Genomic DNA, 25,486 nt, shown 5'->3' with positions numbered 1-25,486 from the left:
CGGAACCGTCCGGCCCGGGCCAACAGCGAAAGACAACAAAACCTGTCGGCGCCGTCGGCAGGCAATGAGGGAGATATGCCATGGTCAAGCGCAAGAAAGTCGCGATCATCGGCGCCGGCGTCAGCGGCCTTGCCGCCGCCAAGGTATTCAAGGACAAGGGACACGAGATAACCGTCCTGGAGCGCAGCCACGATCTGGGTGGCGTTTGGGAGCCGTCGCGCTCCTATCCGGATGTGCAGACCCAAAGCCCCAAGGATCTCTACCGCTATACCGACAAGCCGATGCCGGACAATTATCCGGAATGGCCGAAGGGACCGCAGGTCCACGCCTATCTGGACAGCTACGCGGGGGATTACCGCCTGCGCGATCATATCCGTTTCAACACGAGCGTCGTTTCCATGGCGCGGCGCGCCGACGGCGCGCCCGGCTGGAGCCTCGAAATCGGGCATGACGGCGCGACAAGCACGGAAGACTTCGACTTTGTCGCCGTGTGCACCGGGCAGTTCAGCGAGAAGAACATCCTTACCCATCCCGGTCAGGAGGCGTTCGAAGCGGCCGGCGGGTCGGTCATGCACTCGTCGGAATACACCGATCCTGAAACGGTCAGGGACAAGGACGTGGTCGTGCTCGGCTTCTCCAAGTCCGCCACCGACATCGCCGTCCATGCGGCCAATGGCGGCGCCAAATCGGTGACCATCGTCTATCTGGAATCGGTCTGGCGCATCCCCTACTTCATCGGCGGCCTGATCAACTTCAAGCGCATCCTTTATATCCGCAAGCAGGAAAACATGTTCCAGGGTTGGGGGCTGTCGGCGCTCGACCGGTTCAAATATGCCATTGCGGCGCCCTTCATCTGGGCAAACTGGCGGGCGCTTGAATCGCTCTTGACGATGCAGCTCAAGCTCAACAAGACCGGGCTGCGGCCGAAGACCCGCATCGAGGACGGCGTCAACTGTTCGGTGCCGATCGTGACGCCCGGCTTCTTCGACCTGATCGCCAAGGGGCGCATCAAGGCCATCCAGGGCACATTCGAGGAATACGAACCCGGGCATATCCGGCTGACCGGCGGGGAAACCGTTCCTGCGGATGTCGCGATCCTCGCCGTTGGATGGAAGCTCGGCGTGCCGTTCCTGCCGGAGGAATACCGCGAGAAGCTCGTCGAGCCGGACGGCCAATACCGGCTTTACCGCATCATCGCCAATCCGGACCTGCCGGATATGGGTTTTGTCGGCTTCAATTCGTCATTCTGCACGGTACTGAGCGCCGAACTTTCGGCCAACTGGCTGGTGCGCTACGCCGACGGCATGCTGGAGAACCAGCCGAGCGCCGAGGAGATGCGCGACAATATAGACATGATGCTGGACTGGCGGCGCAACGGCCGGCCGGCGGCGCAGGTCTATGGCGGCTTATGCTCGGCGCCGTTCCACTTCATGCATTTCGATGAATTGATCGCCGACATGGGTGCCAGCAAGCGCAGGCGCAACCCGCTCGCGGAAAACCTCTCGCCGCCGAATGCCGACGCCTATGCGCGGTTCCTGGCGACGACACCGGACTATACCGCGGCCTGAACGAAGCGCGGCGGGGCCGCCCTGCCCCGCCGCGCTCCATGATTTCAGTTCAACGGCATCGCGGTTACATGCCCGTCAATCGGACATTCTGCTCAAAGTCGGCGAATGCGCCGGCAAAGGGCAGCATCGGCCATTTGCGGACAAGGGTCTGGTCGTAGCGGTCGGTGAATTTGACATACATGTGCAGCGCATGTGCGGACTGGTCCGAAAAGGAGCGGACAAGCGCCCGGGCCGCGGGACCTGAAAAGCTGCACACACCGCTCTCAAGGCAGGTATGTATGTCGAGGCGCCAGACCGGGAAATTCTCGCGCGCCAGGTAAAAGCCGCCCTTTTCGAATTTCAGGCCCTTTTCCATCTGGAACGTGATGCGCAGCCCGTTTTCGTGCGGCTGGATCATCGCGCTGATTGCGCCGAATCGATCATGGGCGCCGGAGTCCTGCGGCGGACCGAACCGGTCGACAAGCCGCAGGTAACAGCGCTCATCCACGCCGCCTTCCACCTTGGACGCATTGCCATTGCTTGAAGATTGGCGAATTTCGCAAATGGATTCCCAGTCACCGAAACGGCTGTATCGGGTTGTCGTCCAGCCGTCTGTCCTGGTCTGCGCGATACCTTCTTCCACCGCACGGGTCTCCGTCGATGCCAAACCGACAAAAGTCACCCCTCCGGCCGCCAGCACCGCCGCGGCAACGGTCATAAGTCGCATCAATAGCTCCGTGTTTTGCCCCGGGGGGCCGTTCCGTCAAAACATTCCGGAACAAACGTACGGTTTCATATGGTGACGGCGGGCCGCCGAACAAGTGGTTGTAATAATTTCGTGAACGCCCGGTCGCGATTCCCGTTCGGACTCAACGGGTTACGGACCGGTCGGTTCATTTCCCGGCTTCGTTTTCGGAACCGGGCCTGTCTTTGGCAACGGCCGATGGGGCCTTGGCCGGGGCATGGGCACGATGGCGGGCAGTGCCGGCCTTCCTGCTTGAGCGGGCCTGACAAAGCGGTTGAGGGCTTCCTGTCTGCTGCGCAGATAACCCGGCTCGAAGCCGCTGCGCTGCAGCACGTAATCCTCCGGCGACGGCAGGTCGCTGCGAAAAATCCAGTAGAAGGGCTGGCCCTCGTTCTTCATAAAGGGCCTGCGGCCGCGCATATTGCCCTGCGCATCCGGCAACTGCACCGCCCGCCGGAAGACATCGCCGAGCGCCGCATCCGCACCGTTATTGAGAATGAACCGAAGGCCGGCGCGGGAGCGCCCCGTGCCGCCTTCCACCGGCTTGCCGTCACGGTCCAGCAACTGCATGTTGACAAAACGGTCATAGACCTGATCGGCGGGCCTGCCGGTCGAGGCGCGGATCACCTCACCCTTTTCGTTGCGCAGCACCCCGTCTCTCAACAGCAGGTCCATGATCGGAACCTTGCGGAATCGCGGCTGCCGGCTGCCCGAAGTCAGGCTGGCATCGTTGTCATCCGGGAAATAGCTGACATCGCCCACATCCGGGTCGCCATCGACGGAATCGCCCGCCCGCATGGGCGTGCCGAAAAAGTCGATTTTCATTTCGGGATCGTAATGCGGCGAGGCTGGCGCGAGGAAGTCCGGCGGCGCGGGCGCGGGAACGGCCCGGCGGCCATTGGCGGATTCGCCCTTGCGCGGCGCCGGATAGACGCGCGGTATATAGGCATAGATCCTTCGGGATTTGAGTGAATAGAAGAATGTGCCGTCATCGATTTCGATGCGCTTGATGGCATGGCCGTCCTCGCGCACGACCGGGGCCGCGTCGATCGCCGTGTGGTCCACCGCGATCTGCCATTCGCCGCCCAGGCCGTCGCGGACATCGAAATAGTGCGAGTCGTCATGGACGAAATAGGACGGGTCCGACGGATCAATGGCAAAACTGCGCAGGGTGACGATGCTCGGCCTGCCACGGCGCAGGCGATCCGTCTTGTCGCCCGTTTGCGTGGGTGCCGGCGGGCGACCTGTCTTTTGCGGGTTAAACGCTTCATCGAAGCGGCCCGGGTCGACGCCACGCGCGGCGGTAAAGCGCCGCGCCTCCCGCGTCAGCATGTCGAAGGTAAATGCTTCCTCGCCGTGGCGGCTGGCCATGTGACGGGCGAAATCCGCCGCCAGCTCCTCAGCCGGCTCGCCGACGGCGAGGCTGCCCGCGACACCGCCCACCAGCGCCGTCGCCAGCAACGCCCAGGGGCCAACCGTGATGCCGGCCGCACCGGCAAGGATCGTGGCGGTCGCCGCCGCCGCCGCGCCGGCCGCGCTGCCGCCGGCGGTCTCGGCCGCAAAGCGGGCAATCGTCTTGAAGGCTTCATCCTCCCTGCCCGCATCCAGGTGCCCCTTTACTTCCTTGTAAACGAGGCCGATTTCCAGCGCATTGGCCGGACCGCTTAATTGGCGCATGCCTTCCAGCAGGACACCGCCGCTGACCCCGCCAACGATTGCCGCATTGCGCATCTCCTTGGCCGAGAACCTGTATTTGCCGTTTTCCTTGCGCGCCGCAGAGCGCGCGCGCTCGACATAATCCTCCAGAAGCTTCAGCTTGAGCTGCTCGACCCGCCGCGGTTTCTTGCGGGCGGTCTTCTTGTTCTTTTCCGCTTGCAGCCGGTCCTTGATTTCGGAAAGTCCGAGGCCGTACTCGTCGGGCAGATCATGCACCGACATGTGATCGAACAGGCCCGCGAGCTGCGCTGTGCTCATTCGGCCGTTGAGCACTTCCTCGACATAGATCGGCGCGAGACCCGCATAGGAGTGGTGCCTGGAATTGACGAATTCAGATTTGACCTTCGTTCGATAATCGGCCCAGTCGGCGTCGCGCCCGACCAACGCGTATTGCCGGCCGTCCCCGCGCTTCTGGTCAAGGTAGACGAACATCGCGATGTCGGATCCTTGTTTGGATTGCCGCCGCGCGCCTTTTTGGCTGACGAGATATTTCCGCTTGGCCGCCGCACGGGCGGCATCGTTCTCCATTTGTTCTTCTGCAATTTCAACACCGTTGCTCTTTAACCATGTTTCGATTGCTACCCGTTTCCATGTGCCCCTCACCTCATTAAGCGTATCCTGGAGGACGACGATAGCGGACCCTTTCGCCCTGAATGGCGCAAGGACATCGGTACCGCCCGGCAGACCTTTGTGCAGGGAGAGCTTGTAGAGTTCCTCAAGCGGGTTCTTATCGAGGAGGTAGATCATTCGTCACCCTTTTGGATATACGGGCTTTTGTGCATATAGTCGATGGCCTGCTGTCCGAACAGAGCGTCAATAGTGCCTTGAGCGTACAACTCGATAACGGCACCTGGACTCGACAGTGCAGGTTTCGGTACATCCGGATGGAACTTGAGCCGGTACCAACTCTGAAACCAGACTGAAAGTACATGCCGGTTGTCGTCCTCCTCCGAGGGTTCATAGCCCGCCGCCTCTTCCTCGTCGGTCGGAATGTACATGTTCGTGAAAGCGTCCCAGACCTCCGGCATCGACTGCGCGGTGCGGATATAGCGGAAGCAGTCCTCGATCGTCAGCTTCTTGTCCGGGTCGGGCCTCAGGTAGTATTTCTCGTCCTTGCCCTCGCGCAGGGCGCGCGCCTTGCGCTCCTCAACCATGCGCTCCAGCTCGTGTTCCCACGGATACAAGGTCCGCGGCGGGCAGTCTCCTTCGTCTTCACTCATCATGTGGTCCTCGCGGCGGGCCATCGGCCCGGCGCCGTTGAATTGTTCGAGCGAAAAAATTCAATCCAGAATTGCAGGCGCAGTATGGGAGGTTCTTTTGTCACAAGCAAGAAAAAAGAACAAATATGGAACATTTTTCAAGTCCACCGCCTCAAGGTGCGCGACGGTGGCAGGGATGGATCGATTTCGGGCCGCGCTTCCGATGTGCGCCAATGCGTGCTGTATTTCGGTGTTTCGGCACGCTTTCGGGCTTCGGCGCCCGAGCCCCTCGCCGGCTCCACAGGACCGCCTTGCCAGGGCAAGTGCGCGCGATTGAGTGAACTGGCGATGGCCGTGCAGATGCGCGTGATTTCCCGCCGCAGCGTACGCCCGCTCACGCCTTCCAGTTGTGCAAGCAAGTGCAGCGAGCGGCCACGCCCGCATTTGGCGCGCGCCCAGTCATACAGAAGCCGGCGCTCCGCCTCGTCCTCAAGCGCGTTGATCCAGGCCCAGCACGCTTCCATGCGGTCGATCGCGCCGGCGGACGGGCGCCGCCGGTATCGCGGCGCGTTTGACGCATAGGCATCGATCTGGCGGCGCAGCGGCTCCGGCATCGCATTGCCGAAGGCCTTCGGCCCGAGCGCGCGCGGACACAAGGCAAGCGTCTCCGCTGCTTCTACGACGCGATGTTCGACGGCTTTTGCCGTCCAGTCCTCAAATTGGGGATTGGCGCTCATCGTCTTCGATGTTCCTGCAGATTATGCGCAGGAACATATCACGAACGCGGCAAGCCGATAATCCCAAATTCGGCGATCAGTTCAAATGGCGCAGCGATATGCCTGAGTCATTGAAGAGATGCAGCTTGTCGGGATCCGCGTCCAGCGACAATTGCTGGCCGCGCTGGATATCCTGGTTGCCGGGCAGCTTGACGATCATCGGCTCGTCCGAACCCGTGCCGTCCATGTAACCGAGCGTCACCTCGCCCAGCGATTCCGTCATCGACACGGTACCGTGCAGCACGCCGCCGCCCGGATCGGCCAGTCGCAAATCCTCGGGCCGAACGCCGAAGTGGACGGAAGCGCCCTTCATCGCCTCGGCCGAGGGAACCGGAACGCTGACATGGTCGCCCGACTGCAGCGCCACCACCGTCTGGGCGCCGGTCTGCTCGATGGTCGCCGGCAGGATGTTCATGGCGGGCGAGCCGATGAAACGGGCGACGAAAAGGTTATGCGGGTCCTCGTAAAGGTCCATCGGCGCGCCAACCTGTTCCACATAACCGCCGGAGAGCACGACGATCCGGTCCGCCAGCGTCATCGCCTCGACCTGGTCGTGGGTGACGTAGATCATCGTCGCATCGGGCATGCTTTCTTTCAGCTTGGCGATCTCGATGCGGGTGGCGACGCGCAGTGCCGCGTCGAGGTTCGACAGCGGTTCGTCGAAGAGGAAGACCTTCGGATCGCGGACGATGGCGCGGCCGATGGCGACGCGCTGCCGCTGGCCGCCGGAGAGCGCCTTCGGCAGCCGCTCCAGATACTGCGTGAGCTGCAGCTTGTCGGCGGCGGCGCGCACCCGCTCGTCGATCTCGTCCTTTGAGGCCTTGGCGATCTTCATGCCGAAGGCCATGTTGTCGTAGACGGTCATGTGCGGATAGAGCGCGTAGGACTGGAACACCATGGCGATGCCGCGCTTCGAGGGCGGCATGTTGTTGACCACGGTTCCCTCGATCTCCATGGTTCCGGAGGTGATCTCCTCGAGGCCGGCGATCATGCGCAGAAGCGTTGACTTGCCGCAGCCGGACGGTCCCACGAAGACGATGAATTCGCCCCTCTTGATGTCGAGATTGACATCGTGAAGGACTTCGACATCGCCGTAGGCTTTCTTGGCATTGGCTATCTTGAGGCCCGTCATCGTAATTCTCCCTCCTCAGTTCCGCGCCTATCCGACGAGGCCGAAATAGGCATCGATCGGCGGAATGGTAATGGTCTGACCGTCGGCAGTGCCGCCGAAGCCGCTGTCCCGCAACGTGCTGACGGCACCCTCCGTTATGCGGACGGTCTGCGTTTCGTCCGACATGTTGAATGCGCACAAAATGGTCTCGTTGCCGTGGCGGCGGCGGAAACAGAACACCTTGTCGTTCTGGCCGTCGAGCTCGACCGACCCCTTGACCAGCGGCAGATGAAGCTTTCTGAAACCGATGAAGCGCCGGTAATGGGCGAGCACCGAATCCGGATCGCCGTCCTGCCGGTCCACCGCCAGGTTCCGATGCCCCTGCGGCACCGGCAGCCAAGGCTTGCCGGAGGAGAATCCGCCATTTTTTTCATCGGAGCTCCAGACCATCGGGGTCCGGCAGCCGTCGCGGCCCTTGAAAGTCGGCCAGAACTCGATGCCGTAGGGATCCTGCAGGTCCTCGAATTCCAGATCGGCTTCCGGAAGTCCGAGCTCCTCGCCCTGGTAGACGCAGACCGAGCCGCGCAGCGAAAGCAGCACGCCGGCAAGCAGTTTCAGGTGCTTCGGCGTGTCGCCGAAGGTCTCGGACCAGCGTGTCGAATGGCGTCGCACGTCGTGGTTGGAGAACGCCCAGCAGGCCCAGCCGTCGGTGACCGTTGTCTCGAAATCGCTGACCACCTTGCTCAGGTGACCGACGGTCGGCGGCGTCGCCGATAGAAGATCGAAGCTGTAGCACATGTGGACCTTGTCGCCGCCGGACGTGTAATCGGAGACGATCTGCAGGCCGCGCTGTGCGTCGCCCACCTCGCCGACGGCCGCGGAGCCCGGATAGGTTTCGAGAAGGCGGCGCAGCCGTTTCAGGAATTCCAGGTTCTCCGGCTGGTTCTTGTCATGGAGATGGTCCTGGAAGTTGTACGGATTGACGTCCGGCGCGATGCTTGCATTGCGCATCTCGGGAACCAGCGGCGGATTGTCATGCAGCTCCGGGTCATGGAAATAGAAGTTGATGGTGTCCAGCCGGAAACCGTCGACGCCAAGGTCGAGCCAGAAACGGACCGTGGACAACAGGGCATCCTGAACGTCCGGATTGTGAAGGTTAAAATCCGGCTGCGAGGCCAGGAAATTGTGCAGGTAATATTGCCTGCGCCCGGTGTCCCACTGCCAGGCCGAGCCGCCGAAGATCGACAGCCAGTTGTTTGGCGGCGAGCCATCCGGCTTGGCGTCGGCCCACACATACCAGTCCGCCTTCGGATTGATGCGCGAACTGCGGCTTTCGACGAACCACGGATGCTCGCTCGACGAGTGGGACAGGACCTGGTCGATCATCACTTTGAGGCCGAGGTCGTGCGCCCGGTCGACCATCTCCTTGAAGTCGCCGATGGTTCCGAAGATCGGATCGACGTCCTCGTAGTCGGAAACGTCGTATCCGAAATCGCGCATCGGCGACTTGAAGAACGGAGACACCCAGATCGCATCGACACCCAGCGAGGCGATATGCGGCAACCTTTCGGTGATCCCCTTCAGATCACCTGTCCCGTCGCCGTCCGTGTCCTGGAAGGAGCGCGGATAGACCTGGTAGATAACAGCACCGCGCCACCAGTCCGTATCGACCGGAGAAGAGGAAGAAACACGCTCAGACATCAATTTCCTGTCCACAATTGTCATTGACTAGCCACCCTTGACCGATCCGGCGAGAAGTCCGCGCACCAGGTACCGCTGCAGTCCGAAGAACACGATCAGCGGCACGATGATGCTGATGAATGCCGAGGCCGTCAGGATCTCCCAGTTGCCGCCGCGCGATCCGAGCAGTTCGCGCAGACGCCCGGTCAGCACGAGCTGGTCGTCGCCATTGCCCAGGAAAACCATCGCCACGAGCAGGTCGTTCCAGACCCACAGGAACTGGAAAATCGCGAATGACGCGAGTGCCGGGAAGGACAACGGCAGCACGATCTTCAGGAAGATGTCGAAGTCGCTGGCGCCGTCGACCTTGGCCGATTCCATGATCTCGCGGGGAAGACCGGCGATATAGTTGCGCAGCAGGTATATGGCGAGCGGCAGGCCGAAACCGGTATGCGCCAGCCATATGCCGACATAGGTCTTGGCCGGCACGCCGAGGATCAGCCCCGCCTCGTTGTAGAGGCGCAGGAGCGGGATCAGCGACATCTGCAGCGGCACGACCAGCAGCCCGACCACGGCGGCGATCAGCAGCGCCCTGCCCGGAAACTTCATCCACGCCAGCGCATAGGCGGCGAAGGCGGCAATCAGGATCGGGATCACAGTCGACGGGATCGTCACCGTCAGCGAGTTGATGAAGGACTGCCCCAGCCCGTTGGCGCGAAGCACGTTCGAATAGTTTTCCAGCGTGAAGCGCGGCGGCGCGGTGACCGTATAAAATATGCGCTTGCCGCGCGAGCCGGTCCAGGGCTCGTCCGAGACGAGCCGGTAGTCGCCGTCCGGCTCCACGGTCATCATTTCGCCTCTCGGCATTTCAGCGGTTTCGCCGACATCGAAAGCCGCGGGCTGCTGAGAACGCACGCCGAATTTGGTGATCGTGCCTCCGGCGCCTTCCAGGACATTGCCCTGAAGGACGTATTTGCCGTCTTCCTCGATCTGCGTGTCGGGCGCGCCGGAGCGGCCGATCTTGCGCTGCTCGGAGGCCGTCAGCGCCGTCCACCAGCCGGAGACGGCAAGCTGGTCCTTGTCGCGAAGCGACGACACGAACAGGCCGAAGGTCGGCAGGGTCCAGATGACCACCAGGAAAAGCACGCCGGCATGGACGGCCCAGGTGAGCGGTGACTTGGCGGAAGCTGCAGCAGCCATATCAACGGCCCTCCATTTCGGCGTTTGCCCGGCGGATGTTCCAGACCATGATCGGGATCACCAGAACCATGATGACGATGGCGATGGTCGCGCCACGGCCGAAATCGCCGCCGCCGCGGAACATCCAGTCGAACATGAGATTGGCGAGCACCTGCGTGTTCCATTGCCCGTTGGTCATCGCAAGCACGATGTCGAAGACCTTGAGCACGAGAATGGTGATCGTCGTCCAGACAACGGCGATCGTTCCCCAGATCTGCGGAATCATGATCTTGAAGAATATCTGCAGGCCGTTCGCGCCGTCGATCACGGCCGCCTCGATGGTCTCCTCGGGAATGCCGCGGAGTGCCGCCGACAGGATGACCATGGCGAAACCGGTCTGGATCCAGACCAGGATCACCATCAGGAAGAAGTTGTTGTAGAAGGGCAGCGTGATCCAGGCCTGCGGCTCGCCGCCGAAGAACGTGACCAGCGCGTTCAGAAGGCCGATCTGTTCAGTGCCCTCCTCGCGATAGTCATAGATGAATTTCCAGATGACGGCCGCGCCGATGAACGAGATCGCCATCGGCATGAAGATCAGGCTCTTGGCGATGTTGCCCCACCAGACCCGGTCGGTCATTGCTGCAATAACCAGACCGAAGAACGTCGCGGCGGCGGGAACGACGACCAGCCAAAGCATGTTGTTGAGCATCGATTCGTGGAACTCGCCGTCGGCGAGCATCCAGGCGTAGTTCGAAACGCCCACGAACTCCTCGCCGGAGCGTCCGAAGAAGGACAGCCGCAGCGACGAAAGCACCGGATAGAAAAGGTACACCCCGAGTGCCAGGAGAGCCGGCGCGAGGAACAGCCAGGGCCGTATCGTGTTGGCCAGCCTGAGATTGCGGATCGCCCGTTCGCCGTCCCCCTCCTTGGAAGGCAAAATGGTGTCCAGTATCCAGTTCGAGAACAGGAAATAGGCGGCACAACCGGCGACGCCGAGAACCATTGTAATTGTTGCAAAGACCAGCTGATTCATCGCTCTGCCCTTTCAAGCTTCCCCAAAGAGAGAAAGGCGATCGTAAAACGGTGTTGGATAGACGCCTCCCGTTGACCCGCGAACAAAGATGTCCGCGAATTCAAGACCCGGGCCGGGAGGACTAGCCCGGGCCTTACGCAGTCGCAGCAGGTGCTGGCGTTATTTCAGCGCGTCCCAGTTTTCCTGGATTTCGGCTGTCACGTCAGCGGCCGGCTTGCCACCTGCGTAGTCCACCATTCCCGTCCAGAACGCACCGGCTCCGATCTTGCCGGGCATCAGGTCGGAACCGTCGAAGCGGAACGTCGTCGCGTCGGTCAGGATCGCGCCCTGCTTCTTCAGGGTCTCATTGGCGTAGGTGTCCGGGTTCACGCCCTTGTGCGGGGTCAGGAAGCCGGAGCGCGCCATCCAGACCTCGTGGGCGATCGGCGACTTCAGATAGTCGATGAATGCCCGCGCACCTTTGGAGTCCTTGGTGATCGCAAACAGCGTTCCAGCACCGAGAACCGGCTTGCCGAGATCCTTGCCCGCATAGGCCGGGAAGTAGAAGAAGTCGGCATCCTCGCCGAGCACTGTGCCTTCCGGGAAAAAGGACGGTATGAACGAGGCCTGGCGATGCATGTAGCATTTCGGCGGCGACGTGAAGAGGCCCTTCGGGCTGTCGCGGAAGTCGGTGGTGGCCACAGCCTCGGCACCGCCGTCGACATAATCGTCGTTGCGGGCGAAGGCGCCGAATTCCTCGATGGCACCGATGACCGCCGGATCGTTGAACGGAATTTCGTTGCGGACCCACTTGTCATAGACATCCGGCGCCTGGGTACGCAGCATGAACTCCTCGACCCAGTCCGTCGCCGGCCAGCCGGTGGCGCCGCCCGAACCGAGGCCAATGCACCAGGGCGTGCCGCCATCGGCAACGATCTGGTCGGTCAGTTCCTTCAGTTCTTCCATCGTCTGCGGCACATCATAGCCCGCATCCTCGAAGTTCTCCGGCGAATACCAGACCAGAGACTTCACGTCGGCCTTGAACGGAAAGGCGAAGTAGCCGGCATTGCCGTCCTTGTCCGAATAAGTTCCGAGATCGACCCAGGACTGACCGGCCGCATAATTCTGGGCAACCCAGTCACGGGTCTCGTCGCCAAGCGGGGCCAGCAGGCCCTTGGCCGCCAGGTCGGCCGCAAGGCCCGGCTGCGGGAAGACCGCGACGTTGGCCGGGCTGCCGGCCTGCGTGTCGATGACGATCTGCTGCTCGAAGGAATCCGATCCTGTGTATTCGACATCGGCACCCGTCGCCGCTTCGAAATAGGCGATCATGCCTTCAACGAGCTCAAGGTCGGCGCCGGTCCAGGGGCCGAAAACCGTGATCTTCTCGCCGGAGAGATCCATGCCCTTCAGGGCTTCATAGCTCGCCCAATTGAAGCGGCTGTCCTCGCCGGGTTTGAACGCGAGTTCCTGCGCATGCGATATTCCCGAAAGGGCGGTGCCCAATCCGAGCGCGCACACGAACGCCGCTACAGCGGTGCTTTTCTTCATGACAATTCCTCCCGAATTACACTGTGCGGTTAACCCGCACCGACAGTTAAATCAGTCTTCAATCCGAAAATTCAAAGCGGTTTGAATTGGGTTCAAAATGCCGCCATCGGCGACCCTTGTCAACGCGATTGTGATGTATTTTGTGCACTCACCGCAATGGAAATCAACTAGTTGTTGTTTTTGTTGTATTTTTTCCTTTGTGATTTTTAAATCGATTAAATTCACATCTCCAGAGAATTGCAATCTCACGGCTGCGTATTGCCAATCTTACAAAAATATGACTAGTTGCACGCTCAATTTCAAATCGCTTTGGAAAATCGATGAGCGTGAACCTCAAGCAGCTGGCCGAGGCACTCGGTATTTCGCAGACAACCGTCAGCCGTGCATTGAACGGCTTTCCGGAGGTCAGCGAAAAGACCCGGCGCAAGGTTCTCGACATGGCTCAGCAGCTGAACTACTCGCCCAGTCCGCACGCCAAGAAGCTGGCCACCGGCAAATCGAAAACCATCGGGCATGTCGTTCCGCAGTCCGACCACATGATGATCAATCCGCTGTTTTCGGACTTTATCGCAGGTGCCGGCGAAACCTATTCCGAGGCCGGCTATGACATGCTGATGTCGATCGTGCCCCGGGATCAGGAGGAAAACACCTACTACAAACTGATCGCCAGCAAGCGGGTCGACGGGATGATGGTCCACGCGCCCCTTGTCAACGACACGCGCATCGCGCTGCTCCAAAAGCTGAATATGCCCTTCGTCGTGCACGGCAGGAGCGCCGATGACGACGACAGCTATACCTGGCTCGATGTCAACAACCGCAGATCTTTCGAACGGGCGACGCGGCTGCTGATCGATCTCGGTCACCGGCGCATCGGCCTGTTGAACGGCCTGGAATCGATGACCTTCGCTCAGCGCAGGCGCATGGGTTACCTTGACGCGCTCGAGGATGCGCGGATCGATGCGGACCCCGGGATCATGTTTTCGGAAGACATGATGGAACCCTACGGATACCGGCGCATGCACGAGCTCCTGAAACACAAGAATCCGCCCACCGCGGTATTGTGCTCCAGCATTCTGCCGGCCATGGGTGCATTGCGTGCCGTCCAGGAGGCAGGTCTCGAGCCCGGTCGGGATGTTTCGCTCGTCACGCATGACGACATGCTCTCGTTCCTTTCAAACAGCGGCGACATACCGATGTTCACGGCGCTGCGCTCATCGATCAAGGCAGCCGGCGAACGATGCGCGGAGATGCTGATCGAAGCCATTGAAAATCCGCAGCGGGATCCGACACACGAATTGTGGGAGACCGAACTGGTCCTCGGCAGTTCGACAGGCCCTCCACAGCGCCCCTAGCGGTTGTCTTCGCGGATCATGTCGCTGGCCTTCTCGGCGATCATGATTGTCGGGGCATTGGTGTTGCCGGACGTTATCGTCGGCATGACGGAGGCGTCTGCGACACGAAGTCCGTCTACGCCCCTGACCCTCAGCCGGGTATCGACCACGGCACCGGCATCGGCGCCCATCCTGGCCGTTCCGACCGGATGAAAGATCGTCGTTCCGATGTTGCCGGCCGCGTCGGCAAGCTGATCGTCCGTTTCGAAGCCGGAACCGGGCAGGTATTCTTCCGGATGATAGGGCGCGAGTGCGGGCTGCGCCATGATCCTGCGTGTCAGCCGGATGGCCTTGGCGGCGGTCATCCGATCGGCCTCCTCCGAAAGGTAGTTCGGTGCGATGACGGGCGCGTCGCGCCAGTCCGCGCTCCGCAAGCGCACTGAGCCGCGGCTTTGCGGCCGCAGGTGGCAGACAGAAGCGGTAATTGCGGGAAACGGGTGCAAGGGGTCTCCGAATTTGTCGAGCGAGAGCGGCTGTACATGATATTCGAGATCCGGCGTCGCAACTCCAGGGTCTGATTTCGCAAACGCGCCGAGTTGGCTGGGAGACATTGACATCGGACCGGTCCTGAAGAGCGCATATTGCATAGCGATGGCCGCCCTGCCCCACAGCGTCGCGGCGCGCCTGTTGAGCGTGTCAACGCCGGTGACTTTATAGATGGTGCGCAGTTGCAGGTGATCCTGAAGGTTGCGGCCGACACCGTCGATGTCGCGCATGACCGGGATCCCCTGCGCCGACAAGTCTTTGGCGGCACCGAGCCCGGAGAGCATAAGCAATTGTGGGGTTCCAATGGCGCCCGCCGACAGGACCAGTTCGCCGCCGACCGCCACTGTGTGCGCGACGCCGTCGCGGTCGAACTCGATCCCCCGCACCCGCCCGTCAGAGACAACCAGGCGTTTTGCGTGAGAACGGGTCATGATCTTGAGATTGGGCCGGTTGCGGACTGTCTTCAGAAAGCCCCGCGCCGTATTCCAGCGCCACCCGTTTTTCTGGTTCACGTGGAAATAGCTGACGCCGGCATTGTTGCCGCGATTGAAATCATCCACCTTGGCAATACCGACCTGTTCGCAGGCATCGGCGAACCGGTCGAGTATTTCCCACGACAGCCGCTGCTGTTCGACACGTAGCCCGCCACCGGCCCGATGCATGTCCGTGTCGCCCATAAAGTGGTCTTCCGACTTGAGGAAATAGGGCAAAACATCGTCCCAGCCCCAGCCCTCGTTGCCGAGCTGTCGCCAGTGGTCGTAGTCACCCGCCTGCCCGCGCATGTAGATCATGCCGTTGATGGAAGAGCACCCGCCGAGAAGTTTGCCGCGCGGATAGGCGATCGACCGCCCGTTCAGGCCGGCCTCGGATTCAGTCTTGAAACACCAGTCGGTACGCGGATTACCGATGCAGTAGAGATAGCCGACCGGAATGTGTACCCAGATGTAATTGTCGCTGCCGCCCGCCTCCAGCAGCAAAACAGAGCGGCGCGGATCCTCGGAGAGTCGGTTAGCCAGGACACATCCGGCAGAACCTGCTCCGACAACGACGAAATCGAATTGCCCAATATCGATCAAAACACCTCCGAAACGTGCCCGGTCCGGCACGGCGAACAACATCCCCTCCGGCATTATGACTTCGACATCGCTGCTGACAATACACCAATTAGCTGCGTAGGCCGCCGGCCAAATTCCTCCGGTACCGCGTTCCGACCGCATCTCATTCCTGTTGTCGGAGTACCGTGATTGCTATTGTTGTCTTCGTTGGCGCGATGATGTTGTTCTGTTTACATTGCTTTGCCTTACTTAATATTTTATTCCGAATTATATATTGCTATATTTCTCCATATTTGAGTTATTGGTAAAATATTTCACCTTATTATACTTTAACTTCCTCATTCTGAGCTCCTCACCGAACGGCGGAGACGTTTGAGCGGTGCGATTCTACAGTCGCACAACCTGATCGATATTGTCGGAACGGCCGCGCCGCAAGAAAGATCCGCTATACGCCCAAAACTAAGGGTATTGAAGGGATTTAACGGAAGAAACGATGCCCATATGGGAGACAGGTTGCGACATGCCGCTCAGTTGCCCTAGCCGAATTCGATTGGCGCAACCGAAATCGTGAGAGTCAAATTAATGTCTTATTTTCCCGGATATATTTGTAACGGGGTCGGCAGGGTCGGTTCTCAACTGGAACTTTCCTCTTGTTCATCCCCAGAACCGGTCCGCATCAATTAAATTTTATGGATTTTTTATTTGTGTAATATTGCTATAATAGGGCAGGTGAAAACCCGGCACCGTCCGGTTCTCGGTCTCGCTGCGGTTGCAGGGACCATGGGAACGGGAGTTGGAAAAAAGGAGCATGGCTCGCGGATCTGGAGATGACCGCTTCACGCACAGTTGCACAAGGCGAATAGCGAAAATTTTCCAGTAAAGCTTGCATCACTTTGGAAATTGCGTTTAGTTAGCCGACGGTGTAATTCGGACTATGCATTTTGCATAGATGCGGGTACGAGAAGAAACGGAAATCCGTCTGCGCTTGAGAAAAAGTGTATAAAATGCAATAATTTGTTGAGGAATTGCGCATACAGGAACCGAAAGCCAGGATTGCATAATATGCATAGAGGACATGCTGGCTTTCTAGGCCCCGCAACGTCTTGTGATCCGCCCATCGCAACCGTTGCGGGGCTTTCTTTTTGCATCTGACGGCACTCGCGCGACAACGCCCGACAATACGCGGATCTGTCGGCTGATTGACGGGTTGCGGCTGATGCAACGCTGTCGTAGGGATGACGCGAACGGTGCTCCAAACATCACCACCGTCCGTCTTTTCCATCAGCTACCCAGGCAGCTCAGATATGGACATTGAAAAACTGCAGCGTTTCAACAGCGCGTATGTGGGCGACTATCCCTTCCTGCAAGATCTCGGATCGGAATGGGCGCAATCCAGGCCGCTTGCCGGTCTTCGGATCCTGCACAATATCCCTTTGACCCGCGAAACGATGCTGAAGCTCGAGCCGCTTTACCTCGGTGGCGCCGACGTCACGGTCACGCATCTGGAACTGCCGGGCCTGGAGCCCAAGGAAGACTGTGTTGACCTGCTCAGGGATGCCGGCGCAACGGTTGAACTGGATCACCGGCGCATCAACGGCACATTTGATATCGCGCTGGACTGTTGCGCCCAGGTGCCGGCGATGGAAAACGTCAATATTGAACGCGGCTATGTGGAGCTGACACAGTCGGGAACGCCGATTTACAGCGAACTTGAAACCGATCTTCCTGTCTACAGTCTCGATCTTTCGAAACTGAAATGCCTGGAGGGCATGTTTGGCACCGGCGAGGCCTGCGTGCGCGCCATCAAGCAGTTTGTCACCCCCGATCTGGACGGCCGCAAGATCGTGCTGTTCGGTTACGGCAAAGTCGGTCGCGGTATTGCGCGCTACCTGGCCAGGGAAAACGTCAGGCTGACCGTCGTCGACATCAACGCCACATATCTCGATCAAGCCGCGGCGGCCGGGCACAAGACGTTGAAAAGCGCCAGATGCCAGGAACTTCTGGAAACGATCAACGACGCCTTCGCCGTCATTTTCGCAACCGGGCACCCGGGGCTGTTGCAGTCGCTCTATGCTCCGTCGGAGATCGCTGACAATGTTCAGTTGATCAATATGGGCGCCGATGACGAATTCGGCGACGACTATCCGGCAAATCGCATTGTGGCTGACAAGGCGCCGTTGAATTTCCTTCTGGATTCGCCGACGACGATGTTCTTCATCGATCCGATCTTTGCCGCTCACAACAGGTGCTGCCAGAACATCCTGTCGGACGACGCGCACGGGTTTACCGCCCTGCCCGCAGAGCTGGACCTGCCGTTTGTGGACGCCTGGAGCCGACGCTACGGCATCGACGTCAGCGACATCTACTACTGAACGCTGCCTCCCGTTCAAAAGAACGCGACCGCTCTATGGCATTGTCCTTGCCACTTCGTCGCCGTCTCGCAGTGCGACGACGGTTCCCTCATCCAAAGGCGTCCAGCCCGTATCCGTCAGCGGAACGCTCGCAACCAGAATGCCGGCGGTCTCCGTTACCGGCCATTTGATGTCCATGCCCTTGACCAGCTCGCGGGTGTCGCCAAGGCACAGGCCGGGCGCGCGCAGTTCGCCGAATTCTCCATCGACGTCAAAGCGCCGCCGGTCGGAATGGGCAAACAGAACGTCTCCGTCGGCATAGAGGAAGTTCGCGGCGCCAAGTTTGCGCAGGTCTGACGCTGTCCGGGCAACAATCGCCATTCGGTCCGCAAGCGCCGGCACCCCGGATTGCGGAGTTTGCCACAATGGAGCCAGGCGCTGCAGCAACAGGCAAAAGGCGTATTCGGAATCCGTCTGGCCGACCGGGCGGTATTGTTCGGATTCGAAAGGCAGTTCGTCTTCGATCGCCCGCAGCCCGCCGTTGTGGGCGAACACATGCATTCGCCCGCCCAGTTCGCGCCGGAAAGGATGGGTGTTGACGATGGACGGAGCGCCCCTGGTCGCAAAGCGCACGTGGCAGATCGTGCATTGGCTGGTCAGGCCGTGGGTCTCAAGAAACCCGATCCAGGGACTCTTTGCCGCCGGCAACGCTTCGCGTATGAGCAGGACGTCGTTGTCCTGGTAATAGGCCACACCCCACCCGGAACGGTTGGCATGCGATGCGCCACCATGTTTGGCGAACTCGTCCAGGTTGCAGAACAGCCGCACCGGTTCCGAAGTCGAAACACCGAACAATTCACACATCCGCAAAATTCCCCCGCAGCCGGTTGTCTCGCCAGGAAAATATACCGTATCGGCCCGATCCGGTCATTCGCCCAGTCGGCTGACACGAAATGATGTCACCTGGAACGGCGCGGCAGCATAGCGCGCCTCCTCATCCGCGCCATAGCCGCCGGCGAAACACTTGCTCGGTCGCGCGGACAGAACCAGCGGCTCGTCCGAGGCGGACAGGTCACCGGGCAGCCGACAGGCGCCCGACAGCCTCAGGGCCTTCCGCCGACCCCCGTGCCTGTAGGCGAACCGAGCGATGTGCCTTTGACCCGAATTCAGTTCGAAGACGTACCTGCGACGCACCGGCGCGCCATCCAGGGCGATCGTGAACGAAACGGCATCAGGATTGTCGCCCGGTATTGGAAAGGAGAATTCCCCGTCCGGGGGAACTTCGTCGGCTGCGCGGTTCGCCTTCCTAGCGGGCCGCAGTCGTATATCGGAAAGATAAGGTGAAGCCTTCCGGTCCTCCGAACGGGTGCGATAAAGGCGCCACTGCTTGGAAATAGTCCTTCCCGCCAGGCCAAAGACGCTGTGCTGCCGTTTCGGGTGCGACTGGAACAGAGCGCTGAACAATGCGGGCCTCGAGGCCTTTCCTTCCGATATGACCGTCTCGACAACCGCCGCCGGAATGGCCGATTGAAGACGCGAGGCGAGAAATGTCAGGGCGATCGCCGCGTGCGGCATAATCCCGTATTGCCTGCACTGGCGCAGAAACAGCTCCCAGTCGATTTCATTTTCCGCGACAAGGGCTGCGCTGTCGACGATCCAGTCGCTGTGATTGTGGCCGTCCAGTCCGCCATGGGCGATGGCAATGACCAGGGCGTCCGTCGGATCGGCGACAAAGGCTTTGCCACCGAGAAAGGCCACTTCGCGCGCCCGGCTCCAGACCGCCGATTCCGCCTCGTCCAGGACCGTATACTGGTGGAGTATGCGCTGGTGCAGATCGAGATCCCCGTATTTGCCGCGAAACAGGTTGAGACCGCGGATGGACGGTGCAACGGCCTGGCAATAGACTGCTGAACAACCGTTGGACGGCTGCCAGCCATCATCGGTCAGCAATTTCAATGCCCCGGTGAAATCCTGCCTTTTGACCAATATGTCGACATCATGCGCGATGCGGCCCTTCAGGTCATTCATATTGACGGCGGCCCGGGCTGCTCCCTTGAAGACGAGCACGTCGATACCGGCGGCACGGAATTTCTCGAATGCCGGCTCGGCAGCCTTGATGGCCAGTCGCGACTTCGACCAGAGCAGGCGCTGGACCCCGGTCAGGCGCGCCCGGTGCGGGACCACGACCCGATCCTGCGGGAACCGCGCCGCGATCGCGAGGAGCAAGCGCTGCTCCGCATAGGTGACTGCCTCGATGTCCTCATCGGCCATCCAGCGGCGAAATATTTCCGCGGCGCCCTCGTCATCCGTCCAGGCGGCAGCCCGGATCAGTGTTTCCGTATTGCCGCGCGGCCAGGCCCAGCTGAAATTGGGAAAGCTGCGGTTCTCCGAAAGCCGTTCGAGACTGACCATGGACGATCAGCCCGGGCGTTTGGCTGCCGCGCGCCTTCGCAAAATTGCTTCGCGGGCGACGAATATGTAGCCCTTGTTGCCAAGTTCGCGTCTTGAGAACGTCATGCTGCCCGGCCGAATCCGGCGCATCAGCAGGACATCGGGCAAAAGTGCCATCTTTACACCGTTCTCACGCAAGCGCGCGATCCAGTCGACCATATCGCCGAGACCGTCCGGTGGCTGGATCAGCGCACCATTGGCGACCGCCTCCGCCGTTCTGATCAACATGCCGGACCGGCCCCAGATGTCCTGGGTACCTTTTTGTATTCTGCTGCCGGCCGTATCCCTGAAAGTCATTCCCCGGCAGAACACTGCCCCGAGTTGCGCATGCTCGGCGAGGAACCCTAATTGCCTCTCCATCTTGTCGGCATGCCAGATATCATCGGCATCGAGTGCGGCCATAAGCGGGGTCTTGACCGCCCTGATCGCCACGTTTGTCGCAGCGGCCACGCCTCGATTTTCCTGTTTGATTAGCGTGACCTGGTTGCCATATGCAGCAACGGCCCTGGCGGTGCCGTCGGTGGATCCATCGTCCACGACGATGACCCGTTTTGGAGGAATCGTTTGTGAGAGGATCGAATCCAGTGCTTCCGCGATGGTGTCTTCCGCATTGAAGGCCGGAACCAGAACCGTGTAGTCGTTGTTCATATCCAATTGGTCGCCTCCGTTATGCGCAAGACATCAAACACATCGCCCGGAAGACGATAGCCGCCCAGTTGTTTTCTGCGTTTGGCGGATTTCAGCACCGCCCGCGCAAACTCGCGCCCCACGATGGTGCGGTCCCTGCTCATACTGCCCGGGTGCCTGCGGTAGTAGTGCGAAACCTCGTCAGAGACCTCGTATTTGGGAGAGGATTCAAATATCCGGAAAATAAAATCCGTGTCCTCTGCCTGCACGAAGTCTTCATCGAATGGGCCAACGTCCTTGACCAGCGAATGCCGGTACATGCCGGCACTCAGGTGAATGCTGCGGTTGATTATGGTGCGACTGTCGGAAGAAGGCACGAGCGTGCCGGGGTCTGAGTGCTCGAAATAACACAATCTCGAATAGATCATCGCGAGATAGGGATCCTTCGCAAACGCGGCGCAGTCACGTTTTATCCGGCCGTCCGCCATCAGGTCGTCACCGTCGAGGAAAGTCACGAGTTCGGTATCGGGAGCAAGTGCCTGGAGGCCCTGGTTGCGGGCACGGGTGACACCCTGATTTTCCGTATCGATCAACCGGATCTCGGCATGCTCCTGCGCCATCTTGCGCAGCACCGTCTCGGTGCCGTCGTTCGATCCGTCATTGACAACGACGATGTCCAGGAACGCGTCGCCCTTTTGGCGCAAAAGAGACTGCAGCGCGTCTTCGATAAACGGGCGGTCGTTATGCACGGCCATCAACACGGCGACCTTCATGACGTCAGAGTCCCGATGAATTCTGAGAGTGTACCGGCGATCTCCCGCGGGTTGTCGCCGAGTTCGAAATGGTAAGCCGGCAGCTCTCTGCAGATTTCAGCCGACAGTCTCATCGTGTTCGACCAGCCGCCCTTGAGTTGGTAAAGGCTGCTCGGGGCAAGCGCCAGCAAAGCTTCCCGGCCGCTTGCCGGCCGGATCGCCGTCTGGCCGCCATGCGTTACCTTGGGTAGCAATATCGCCTTCAACCGCAATCGGTGTGCCGCCGAACCGGGAGCAAGGTCCTCATAGCCGAACACATACTTGTTTTGCCAATTGGCACGGCCGAATTGCCCGGCGGCCGGATCGATCCCCACGCGTCTCAGCCCCTCTGCATCCTGCTTCATTAGCCGGACAACGGGTTCGGCCACCAGCTGATCGCCCGTTCGGCTGACGACCACATAATCGTCGCCCACGGTTGAAAGCCCGTTGAGAATGCCGGCAAGGACCGTCCCCGATTTGCCGGCGCCGCCGCTGCCCGCCAGGAGAATCCCGACCTCATGCAAGCCAAGCGCGCCGGCATGAGCCAGCAGTCTGTCGGATCGCTGATAGGCCCAATGCACAAACTGGCGAAGCGGGAACGCGGCCTCCCAAGGCGGAAAGGCATCTGCTGACTGCATAAGCTGGATACAAGCGCCGTCTTCCGCTCGAAGGAACTGCCACAGCCGGTAGTCGAATTCGAAAACGCCGTCGTAGCCGTTTCTGTGCAGCGATTCGGCCATGCGCTTGATCGAAAAGGCGGGCTCGTCCCAGAGAGCCGAAGGCAGGCACGCCGACGACTGGCGGTTGACGATGGAGACGGTGATCCTCTTGCCGCTGGCGCCGTTGATTGACGGCTGATCCGCAAATGCCCCGGCACACAGATCCAGATAATCCCGTTCCGTCGAGCGCACATGCAATTGCAGGCCCGGAAGCCCAAACTGGCGATGCCGGCTGGTGTCCAGTTCAATTCGGCTCGCCGCATCGATCGCGTCGGCGGCGAACCGATGAACGTTCTGGATGTTAATCTGCCGCACCGTTCGGTTCCGGCTTGCGGACAGGCCACCCCTCGCTCTCGTCAACCTCGTGGATCGGATCGGCCATCATCAGTTCGGCCAGATCGTCATACATCGTGGTTTCCGGCGGGGTCTCGTTCAACTGGATGGCTTGCGCAAGCGTATCCGGCAGGACGATGCCGGAGCGCTCCGGCGTCGGTACGACCAATCCATAGGATTCGAGCTGGTCACAGAACGCCAAAATCGCCTGCGGTCCGCATTTGCCTTCCTCGTCGCAGACAGCGGCCAGGTCCTTCGGCGACGCTCCGTCCGTCAGGGCCTTCCACACAATCGCGGCGGCACCATCCATAGAATAATAGCGGCCGTTATTCAGGTCGAGAACGACGAATTCTCCATCGAACTCTTCCGATGCAACATCATTGTTTGCCAACCGGTAGACACACTCGTACTTGTTCGACTCCAACACTGCCCCCGCTATGTTTGGCCGCAATACAATGATTTATATTACAAAAAGGGCACAGTTTTCTAGCGACTATCGGGGCTTACGTTATTTTTTGGCTAATCCGTGTTACTTGTCGGGGCCAGTGTTTTTAATGGACGAATATGCTGACAATTGAACCCGAGGGCGGCATTTGCAGCCGAATGCGCGTGATGCACAGTTCGATCGCCCTGGCGCGCGATATCGGTCAACCGGTGCGGCTGGTGTGGATCAAAAACCGGGATCTGGGCTGCGAAATCGAGCATTTGCTCGAAGTGCCGAAGGAGTTTCGAACGGTTCACACCTTCTCGAAACTCCACAAGTCCAAGCTGGATGGCCATCGTTACAAGATCCGGCGTTATTGCCGTTTTGACTATCTCAAGACCAATTTCAAAAACGACCAGGTCGAGGAGATGATGCGAAACGGCTTCGATTTCTCCGAACTGTCCCGCAGGCGCCGGACCCATATCCGGTGCTGGCAACCTTTTTACGAAGCGGACGCACCGATATATCCATTTCGTCCGGCTCAAAAGCTGCAGGACCGGATTCAGTCGTTAACCAGCAGATTTCGAGACACGATCGGTGTGCACATTCGCCGGACCGACCATCGGCCCGCCCGCGAATTCAGCCCGACATCGCTGTTCAAGGAACGCATGAATGCGCTGATCGCCGCGGAACCGGGCATCCGGTTCTACCTGTCCAGCGACGACCCGCGTGAGTTGGATGCAATGAAGACCGAATATGGTGATCGCATTATCTGCGCGCCGGAACAGGATTTTGGACGCCAGTCCACCGAGGCACTGCAATGCGCGGTCGTCGACCTGTTTTGCCTGGCGGCAACCCGGAAAGTTCTCGGCAGCTTCAAGTCGACCTTTTCCGATACCGCAGCAAGGCTGGGCAACATTCCTTTCGAACCGGTACAGGGCGAAAGCGAACCGGTCGTACAGTGGTGAGCGCAACGGCGGATGGTCCGTGAACAGGCTGACCCAATCGTATCTTGAGTATCCGCAATGCAACCGGTTGGCGCCGGTCGGCTAGTCCAGCCGCGCCATCGCGACCGTGGCGTTGACGCCGCCGAAACCGAATCCGTTGCACAGCGCGGCGCGGATGTCGACGCTGCGCGCCTCGTGCGGGACGAAATCAAGATCGGCGAAGTCGTCCTCGGGATGATCGCAGTTCAGCGTCGGCGGCAGCATTCCCGTGCGGATGGCAAGCGCCGTGAACACGGCCTCAACGCCGCCGGCCGCGCCCAGCAGATGACCGATCGCAGACTTGGTGGACGAGATCGCCAGTTTGCCGATCGCATCGCCGAAGACTGTCCTGAGTGCAGCGATCTCTCCCCTGTCGCCGACATGGGTCGATGTGGCGTGGGCGTTGACATATCCGATGTCATCCGGCGAAGCACCGGCCATCGCCATGCAGGCCTGCACCGCCCGCGCCGCGCCGGAACCGTCTTCCGGACCGGCTGTCAGGTGCCAGGCGTCGGCGCTTGTGCCATAGCCGGAAATCTCGACCAGCGGCGTGGCGCCGCGTGCCAGGGCATGTTCAAGGGTCTCAAGAACCACGATCCCGGCCCCCTCTCCCAGGACAAAACCGTCTCTGTCCCGGTCAAACGGGCGCGATGCCTGCTCCGGCGCGTCGTTGCGTGTCGACAGGGCCCGGGCTGCAGAAAATCCGCCGATGCAAAGCCGGTCAATGCAGGCGTCCGTTCCTCCGGCAACAATCACGTCGGCTTCGCCCGAACGGATGATGCGCATGGCATCGCCGATTGCCTGGAGGCCGGCGGCACAGGCGGTAACCGGCGTGCCGATCGGTCCCTTGAAGCCGTAGCGAATGGAGACATTGCCGGCCGCCAGGTTGGCCAGGAACGCCGGAATGACAAATGGAGACAGGCGGCGGGGTCCCTTCTGTTCCAGCGTGTGGACCGCCTCTGTAATCACCGGGAATCCGCCAATGCCGGTCGCGATTATCGTCCCGGTGCGATTGCGCAATTGCTCGTCCTGCGGCTTCCAGTCTGCTTGAGTCAGCGCCTCCTCGGCGGCGGCCAGCGCGTAAACCGTGAACAGATCGACCTTCCTGCGATCGCGGACACTGACCACGTTTTCGATATCTATTCCGCTCGGGTCGGAACGGATGTCCGGCACCAGCCCGGCAATCTTTGCCGGCAAATCGCTGCAGTCGACGCGGTCATTGATGCCGATACCGGACTTGCCTTCCAATAGGCGCTGCCAGACCGCATCGACGCCGCAGCCGAGCGGCGTCACCAGTCCCATCCCGGTCACGACGATCCTGTCTTTGCTCATGCCGTTCTCCCTGTGTTGGCGCTTGTG

21 protein-coding genes are annotated in these 25,486 nt (G+C 60.4%); 4 read left to right on the top strand and 17 right to left on the bottom strand.

What is annotated here, in order from left to right:
* Nucleotides 1-80 precede the first annotated feature (80 nt).
* Nucleotides 81-1,568, top strand: coding sequence for an NAD(P)/FAD-dependent oxidoreductase (locus E4M07_RS14850; protein ID WP_136659114.1), 1,488 nt, complete (start codon nucleotides 81-83; stop codon nucleotides 1,566-1,568).
* 64 nt (nucleotides 1,569-1,632) lie between these two features.
* Here E4M07_RS14850 and E4M07_RS14845 read toward each other — a convergent pair whose 3' ends face one another.
* From E4M07_RS14845 to E4M07_RS14805, 9 genes are all read right to left on the bottom strand, one after another.
* A complete protein-coding gene (locus E4M07_RS14845) occupies nucleotides 1,633-2,274 on the bottom strand; it encodes a hypothetical protein (RefSeq protein ID WP_136659113.1) in 642 nt (213 codons plus the stop codon).
* A 150-nt stretch (nucleotides 2,275-2,424) separates the two neighbouring features.
* Complete coding sequence (locus E4M07_RS14840) at nucleotides 2,425-4,755, bottom strand: hypothetical protein (RefSeq protein WP_136659112.1); 2,331 nt, start codon at nucleotides 4,753-4,755, stop codon at nucleotides 2,425-2,427.
* Nucleotides 4,752-5,228, bottom strand: coding sequence for a hypothetical protein (locus E4M07_RS14835; protein WP_136659111.1), 477 nt, complete (start codon nucleotides 5,226-5,228; stop codon nucleotides 4,752-4,754). Before E4M07_RS14835 ends, E4M07_RS14840 begins: the two co-directional genes overlap by 4 nt.
* Before the next feature lie 137 nt (nucleotides 5,229-5,365).
* Nucleotides 5,366-5,944, bottom strand: coding sequence for a DUF6362 family protein (locus tag E4M07_RS14830; RefSeq protein ID WP_136659110.1), 579 nt, complete (start codon nucleotides 5,942-5,944; stop codon nucleotides 5,366-5,368).
* Nucleotides 5,945-6,020: 76 nt separating this feature from the next.
* Entirely contained in the window at nucleotides 6,021-7,115 is a 1,095-nt protein-coding gene (gene ugpC / locus E4M07_RS14825) for a sn-glycerol-3-phosphate ABC transporter ATP-binding protein UgpC (protein WP_136659109.1), read from the bottom strand.
* A gap of 27 nt (nucleotides 7,116-7,142) precedes the next feature.
* On the bottom strand, nucleotides 7,143-8,795 hold the full coding sequence (locus tag E4M07_RS14820) for an alpha-glucosidase family protein (protein ID WP_136659108.1): 1,653 nt from the start codon (nucleotides 8,793-8,795) through the stop codon (nucleotides 7,143-7,145).
* Between the two features lie 27 nt (nucleotides 8,796-8,822).
* Nucleotides 8,823-9,974, bottom strand: coding sequence for a carbohydrate ABC transporter permease (locus tag E4M07_RS14815; protein WP_136659107.1), 1,152 nt, complete (start codon nucleotides 9,972-9,974; stop codon nucleotides 8,823-8,825).
* Nucleotide 9,975: 1 nt separating this feature from the next.
* A complete protein-coding gene (locus E4M07_RS14810) occupies nucleotides 9,976-10,986 on the bottom strand; it encodes a sugar ABC transporter permease (RefSeq protein WP_136659106.1) in 1,011 nt (336 codons plus the stop codon).
* Nucleotides 10,987-11,145: 159 nt separating this feature from the next.
* Nucleotides 11,146-12,513 carry an ABC transporter substrate-binding protein gene (locus E4M07_RS14805; RefSeq protein WP_136659105.1) on the bottom strand — a complete coding sequence of 456 codons (1,368 nt, stop codon included), beginning with the start codon at nucleotides 12,511-12,513 and terminating at the stop codon, nucleotides 11,146-11,148.
* A gap of 320 nt (nucleotides 12,514-12,833) precedes the next feature.
* On the opposite strand from E4M07_RS14805, the gene E4M07_RS14800 reads away from it, so the two are divergent.
* Complete coding sequence (locus tag E4M07_RS14800; RefSeq protein ID WP_136659104.1) at nucleotides 12,834-13,865, top strand: substrate-binding domain-containing protein; 1,032 nt, start codon at nucleotides 12,834-12,836, stop codon at nucleotides 13,863-13,865.
* Here the strand turns inward: E4M07_RS14800 and E4M07_RS14795 are convergent.
* Nucleotides 13,862-15,457: a GMC family oxidoreductase N-terminal domain-containing protein gene (locus tag E4M07_RS14795; RefSeq protein WP_136659222.1), complete on the bottom strand. Its 1,596-nt coding sequence runs from the start codon at nucleotides 15,455-15,457 to the stop codon at nucleotides 13,862-13,864. The two genes, E4M07_RS14800 and E4M07_RS14795, sit on opposite strands and share 4 nt — an antisense overlap.
* Before the next feature lie 1,292 nt (nucleotides 15,458-16,749).
* Here E4M07_RS14795 and E4M07_RS14790 point away from each other — a divergent pair.
* Entirely contained in the window at nucleotides 16,750-17,817 is a 1,068-nt protein-coding gene (locus tag E4M07_RS14790) for an NAD(P)-dependent oxidoreductase (RefSeq protein ID WP_169054223.1), read from the top strand.
* A 33-nt stretch (nucleotides 17,818-17,850) separates the two neighbouring features.
* Here E4M07_RS14790 and E4M07_RS14785 read toward each other — a convergent pair whose 3' ends face one another.
* The 6 genes from E4M07_RS14785 to E4M07_RS14760 form a co-directional block, all read right to left on the bottom strand.
* Nucleotides 17,851-18,660 carry a class II glutamine amidotransferase gene (locus tag E4M07_RS14785; RefSeq protein WP_136659102.1) on the bottom strand — a complete coding sequence of 270 codons (810 nt, stop codon included), beginning with the start codon at nucleotides 18,658-18,660 and terminating at the stop codon, nucleotides 17,851-17,853.
* 63 nt (nucleotides 18,661-18,723) lie between these two features.
* Nucleotides 18,724-20,208 (bottom strand): nucleotidyltransferase family protein, encoded by a 1,485-nt coding sequence (locus E4M07_RS14780; RefSeq protein ID WP_136659101.1) that lies wholly within the window; start codon nucleotides 20,206-20,208, stop codon nucleotides 18,724-18,726.
* Between the two features lie 6 nt (nucleotides 20,209-20,214).
* Nucleotides 20,215-20,895 (bottom strand): glycosyltransferase family 2 protein, encoded by a 681-nt coding sequence (locus tag E4M07_RS14775; protein WP_136659100.1) that lies wholly within the window; start codon nucleotides 20,893-20,895, stop codon nucleotides 20,215-20,217.
* Nucleotides 20,892-21,647 (bottom strand): glycosyltransferase family A protein, encoded by a 756-nt coding sequence (locus E4M07_RS14770; RefSeq protein ID WP_136659099.1) that lies wholly within the window; start codon nucleotides 21,645-21,647, stop codon nucleotides 20,892-20,894. The genes E4M07_RS14775 and E4M07_RS14770 overlap by 4 nt, the downstream gene beginning before the upstream one ends.
* The gene (locus E4M07_RS14765; RefSeq protein ID WP_136659098.1) at nucleotides 21,644-22,699 is read right to left on the bottom strand and encodes a hypothetical protein; all 1,056 of its coding nucleotides are present in this window, start codon (nucleotides 22,697-22,699) and stop codon (nucleotides 21,644-21,646) included. The genes E4M07_RS14770 and E4M07_RS14765 overlap by 4 nt, the downstream gene beginning before the upstream one ends.
* Nucleotides 22,686-23,141 (bottom strand): PqqD family protein, encoded by a 456-nt coding sequence (locus E4M07_RS14760; protein ID WP_136659097.1) that lies wholly within the window; start codon nucleotides 23,139-23,141, stop codon nucleotides 22,686-22,688. The genes E4M07_RS14765 and E4M07_RS14760 overlap by 14 nt, the downstream gene beginning before the upstream one ends.
* Nucleotides 23,142-23,281: 140 nt before the next feature.
* Here E4M07_RS14760 and E4M07_RS14755 point away from each other — a divergent pair, with 140 nt between their 5' ends.
* Nucleotides 23,282-24,109, top strand: coding sequence for a hypothetical protein (locus tag E4M07_RS14755; RefSeq protein WP_136659096.1), 828 nt, complete (start codon nucleotides 23,282-23,284; stop codon nucleotides 24,107-24,109).
* A gap of 81 nt (nucleotides 24,110-24,190) precedes the next feature.
* Here the strand turns inward: E4M07_RS14755 and fabF are convergent, their stop codons facing one another.
* Nucleotides 24,191-25,459 (bottom strand): beta-ketoacyl-ACP synthase II, encoded by a 1,269-nt coding sequence (fabF, locus tag E4M07_RS14750; RefSeq protein ID WP_136659095.1) that lies wholly within the window; start codon nucleotides 25,457-25,459, stop codon nucleotides 24,191-24,193.
* Between the last annotated feature and the right edge of the window lie 27 nt (nucleotides 25,460-25,486).

Source organism: Nitratireductor sp. XY-223, from assembly GCF_004959855.1.
Lineage (GTDB): Bacteria > Pseudomonadota > Alphaproteobacteria > Rhizobiales > Rhizobiaceae > Hoeflea_A.
The sequence above is the reverse complement of the archived record's forward strand: the minus strand, read 5'-3'. Positions and strand labels throughout refer to the sequence as shown.

Coding starts and splice junctions, on each gene's coding strand:
- E4M07_RS14850 (WP_136659114.1), top strand. CDS start 81: ATGGTCAAGCGCAAGAAAGTCGCGATCATCGGCGCCGGCGTCAGCGGC.
- E4M07_RS14845 (WP_136659113.1), bottom strand. CDS start 2,274: ATGCGACTTATGACCGTTGCCGCGGCGGTGCTGGCGGCCGGAGGGGTG.
- E4M07_RS14840 (WP_136659112.1), bottom strand. CDS start 4,755: ATGATCTACCTCCTCGATAAGAACCCGCTTGAGGAACTCTACAAGCTC.
- E4M07_RS14835 (WP_136659111.1), bottom strand. CDS start 5,228: ATGAGTGAAGACGAAGGAGACTGCCCGCCGCGGACCTTGTATCCGTGG.
- E4M07_RS14830 (WP_136659110.1), bottom strand. CDS start 5,944: ATGAGCGCCAATCCCCAATTTGAGGACTGGACGGCAAAAGCCGTCGAA.
- ugpC (WP_136659109.1), bottom strand. CDS start 7,115: ATGACGGGCCTCAAGATAGCCAATGCCAAGAAAGCCTACGGCGATGTC.
- E4M07_RS14820 (WP_136659108.1), bottom strand. CDS start 8,795: ATGTCTGAGCGTGTTTCTTCCTCTTCTCCGGTCGATACGGACTGGTGG.
- E4M07_RS14815 (WP_136659107.1), bottom strand. CDS start 9,974: ATGGCTGCTGCAGCTTCCGCCAAGTCACCGCTCACCTGGGCCGTCCAT.
- E4M07_RS14810 (WP_136659106.1), bottom strand. CDS start 10,986: ATGAATCAGCTGGTCTTTGCAACAATTACAATGGTTCTCGGCGTCGCC.
- E4M07_RS14805 (WP_136659105.1), bottom strand. CDS start 12,513: ATGAAGAAAAGCACCGCTGTAGCGGCGTTCGTGTGCGCGCTCGGATTG.
- E4M07_RS14800 (WP_136659104.1), top strand. CDS start 12,834: ATGAGCGTGAACCTCAAGCAGCTGGCCGAGGCACTCGGTATTTCGCAG.
- E4M07_RS14790 (WP_169054223.1), top strand. CDS start 16,750: ATGGACATTGAAAAACTGCAGCGTTTCAACAGCGCGTATGTGGGCGAC.
- E4M07_RS14785 (WP_136659102.1), bottom strand. CDS start 18,660: ATGTGTGAATTGTTCGGTGTTTCGACTTCGGAACCGGTGCGGCTGTTC.
- E4M07_RS14780 (WP_136659101.1), bottom strand. CDS start 20,208: ATGGTCAGTCTCGAACGGCTTTCGGAGAACCGCAGCTTTCCCAATTTC.
- E4M07_RS14775 (WP_136659100.1), bottom strand. CDS start 20,895: ATGAACAACGACTACACGGTTCTGGTTCCGGCCTTCAATGCGGAAGAC.
- E4M07_RS14770 (WP_136659099.1), bottom strand. CDS start 21,647: ATGAAGGTCGCCGTGTTGATGGCCGTGCATAACGACCGCCCGTTTATC.
- E4M07_RS14755 (WP_136659096.1), top strand. CDS start 23,282: ATGCTGACAATTGAACCCGAGGGCGGCATTTGCAGCCGAATGCGCGTG.
- fabF (WP_136659095.1), bottom strand. CDS start 25,459: ATGAGCAAAGACAGGATCGTCGTGACCGGGATGGGACTGGTGACGCCG.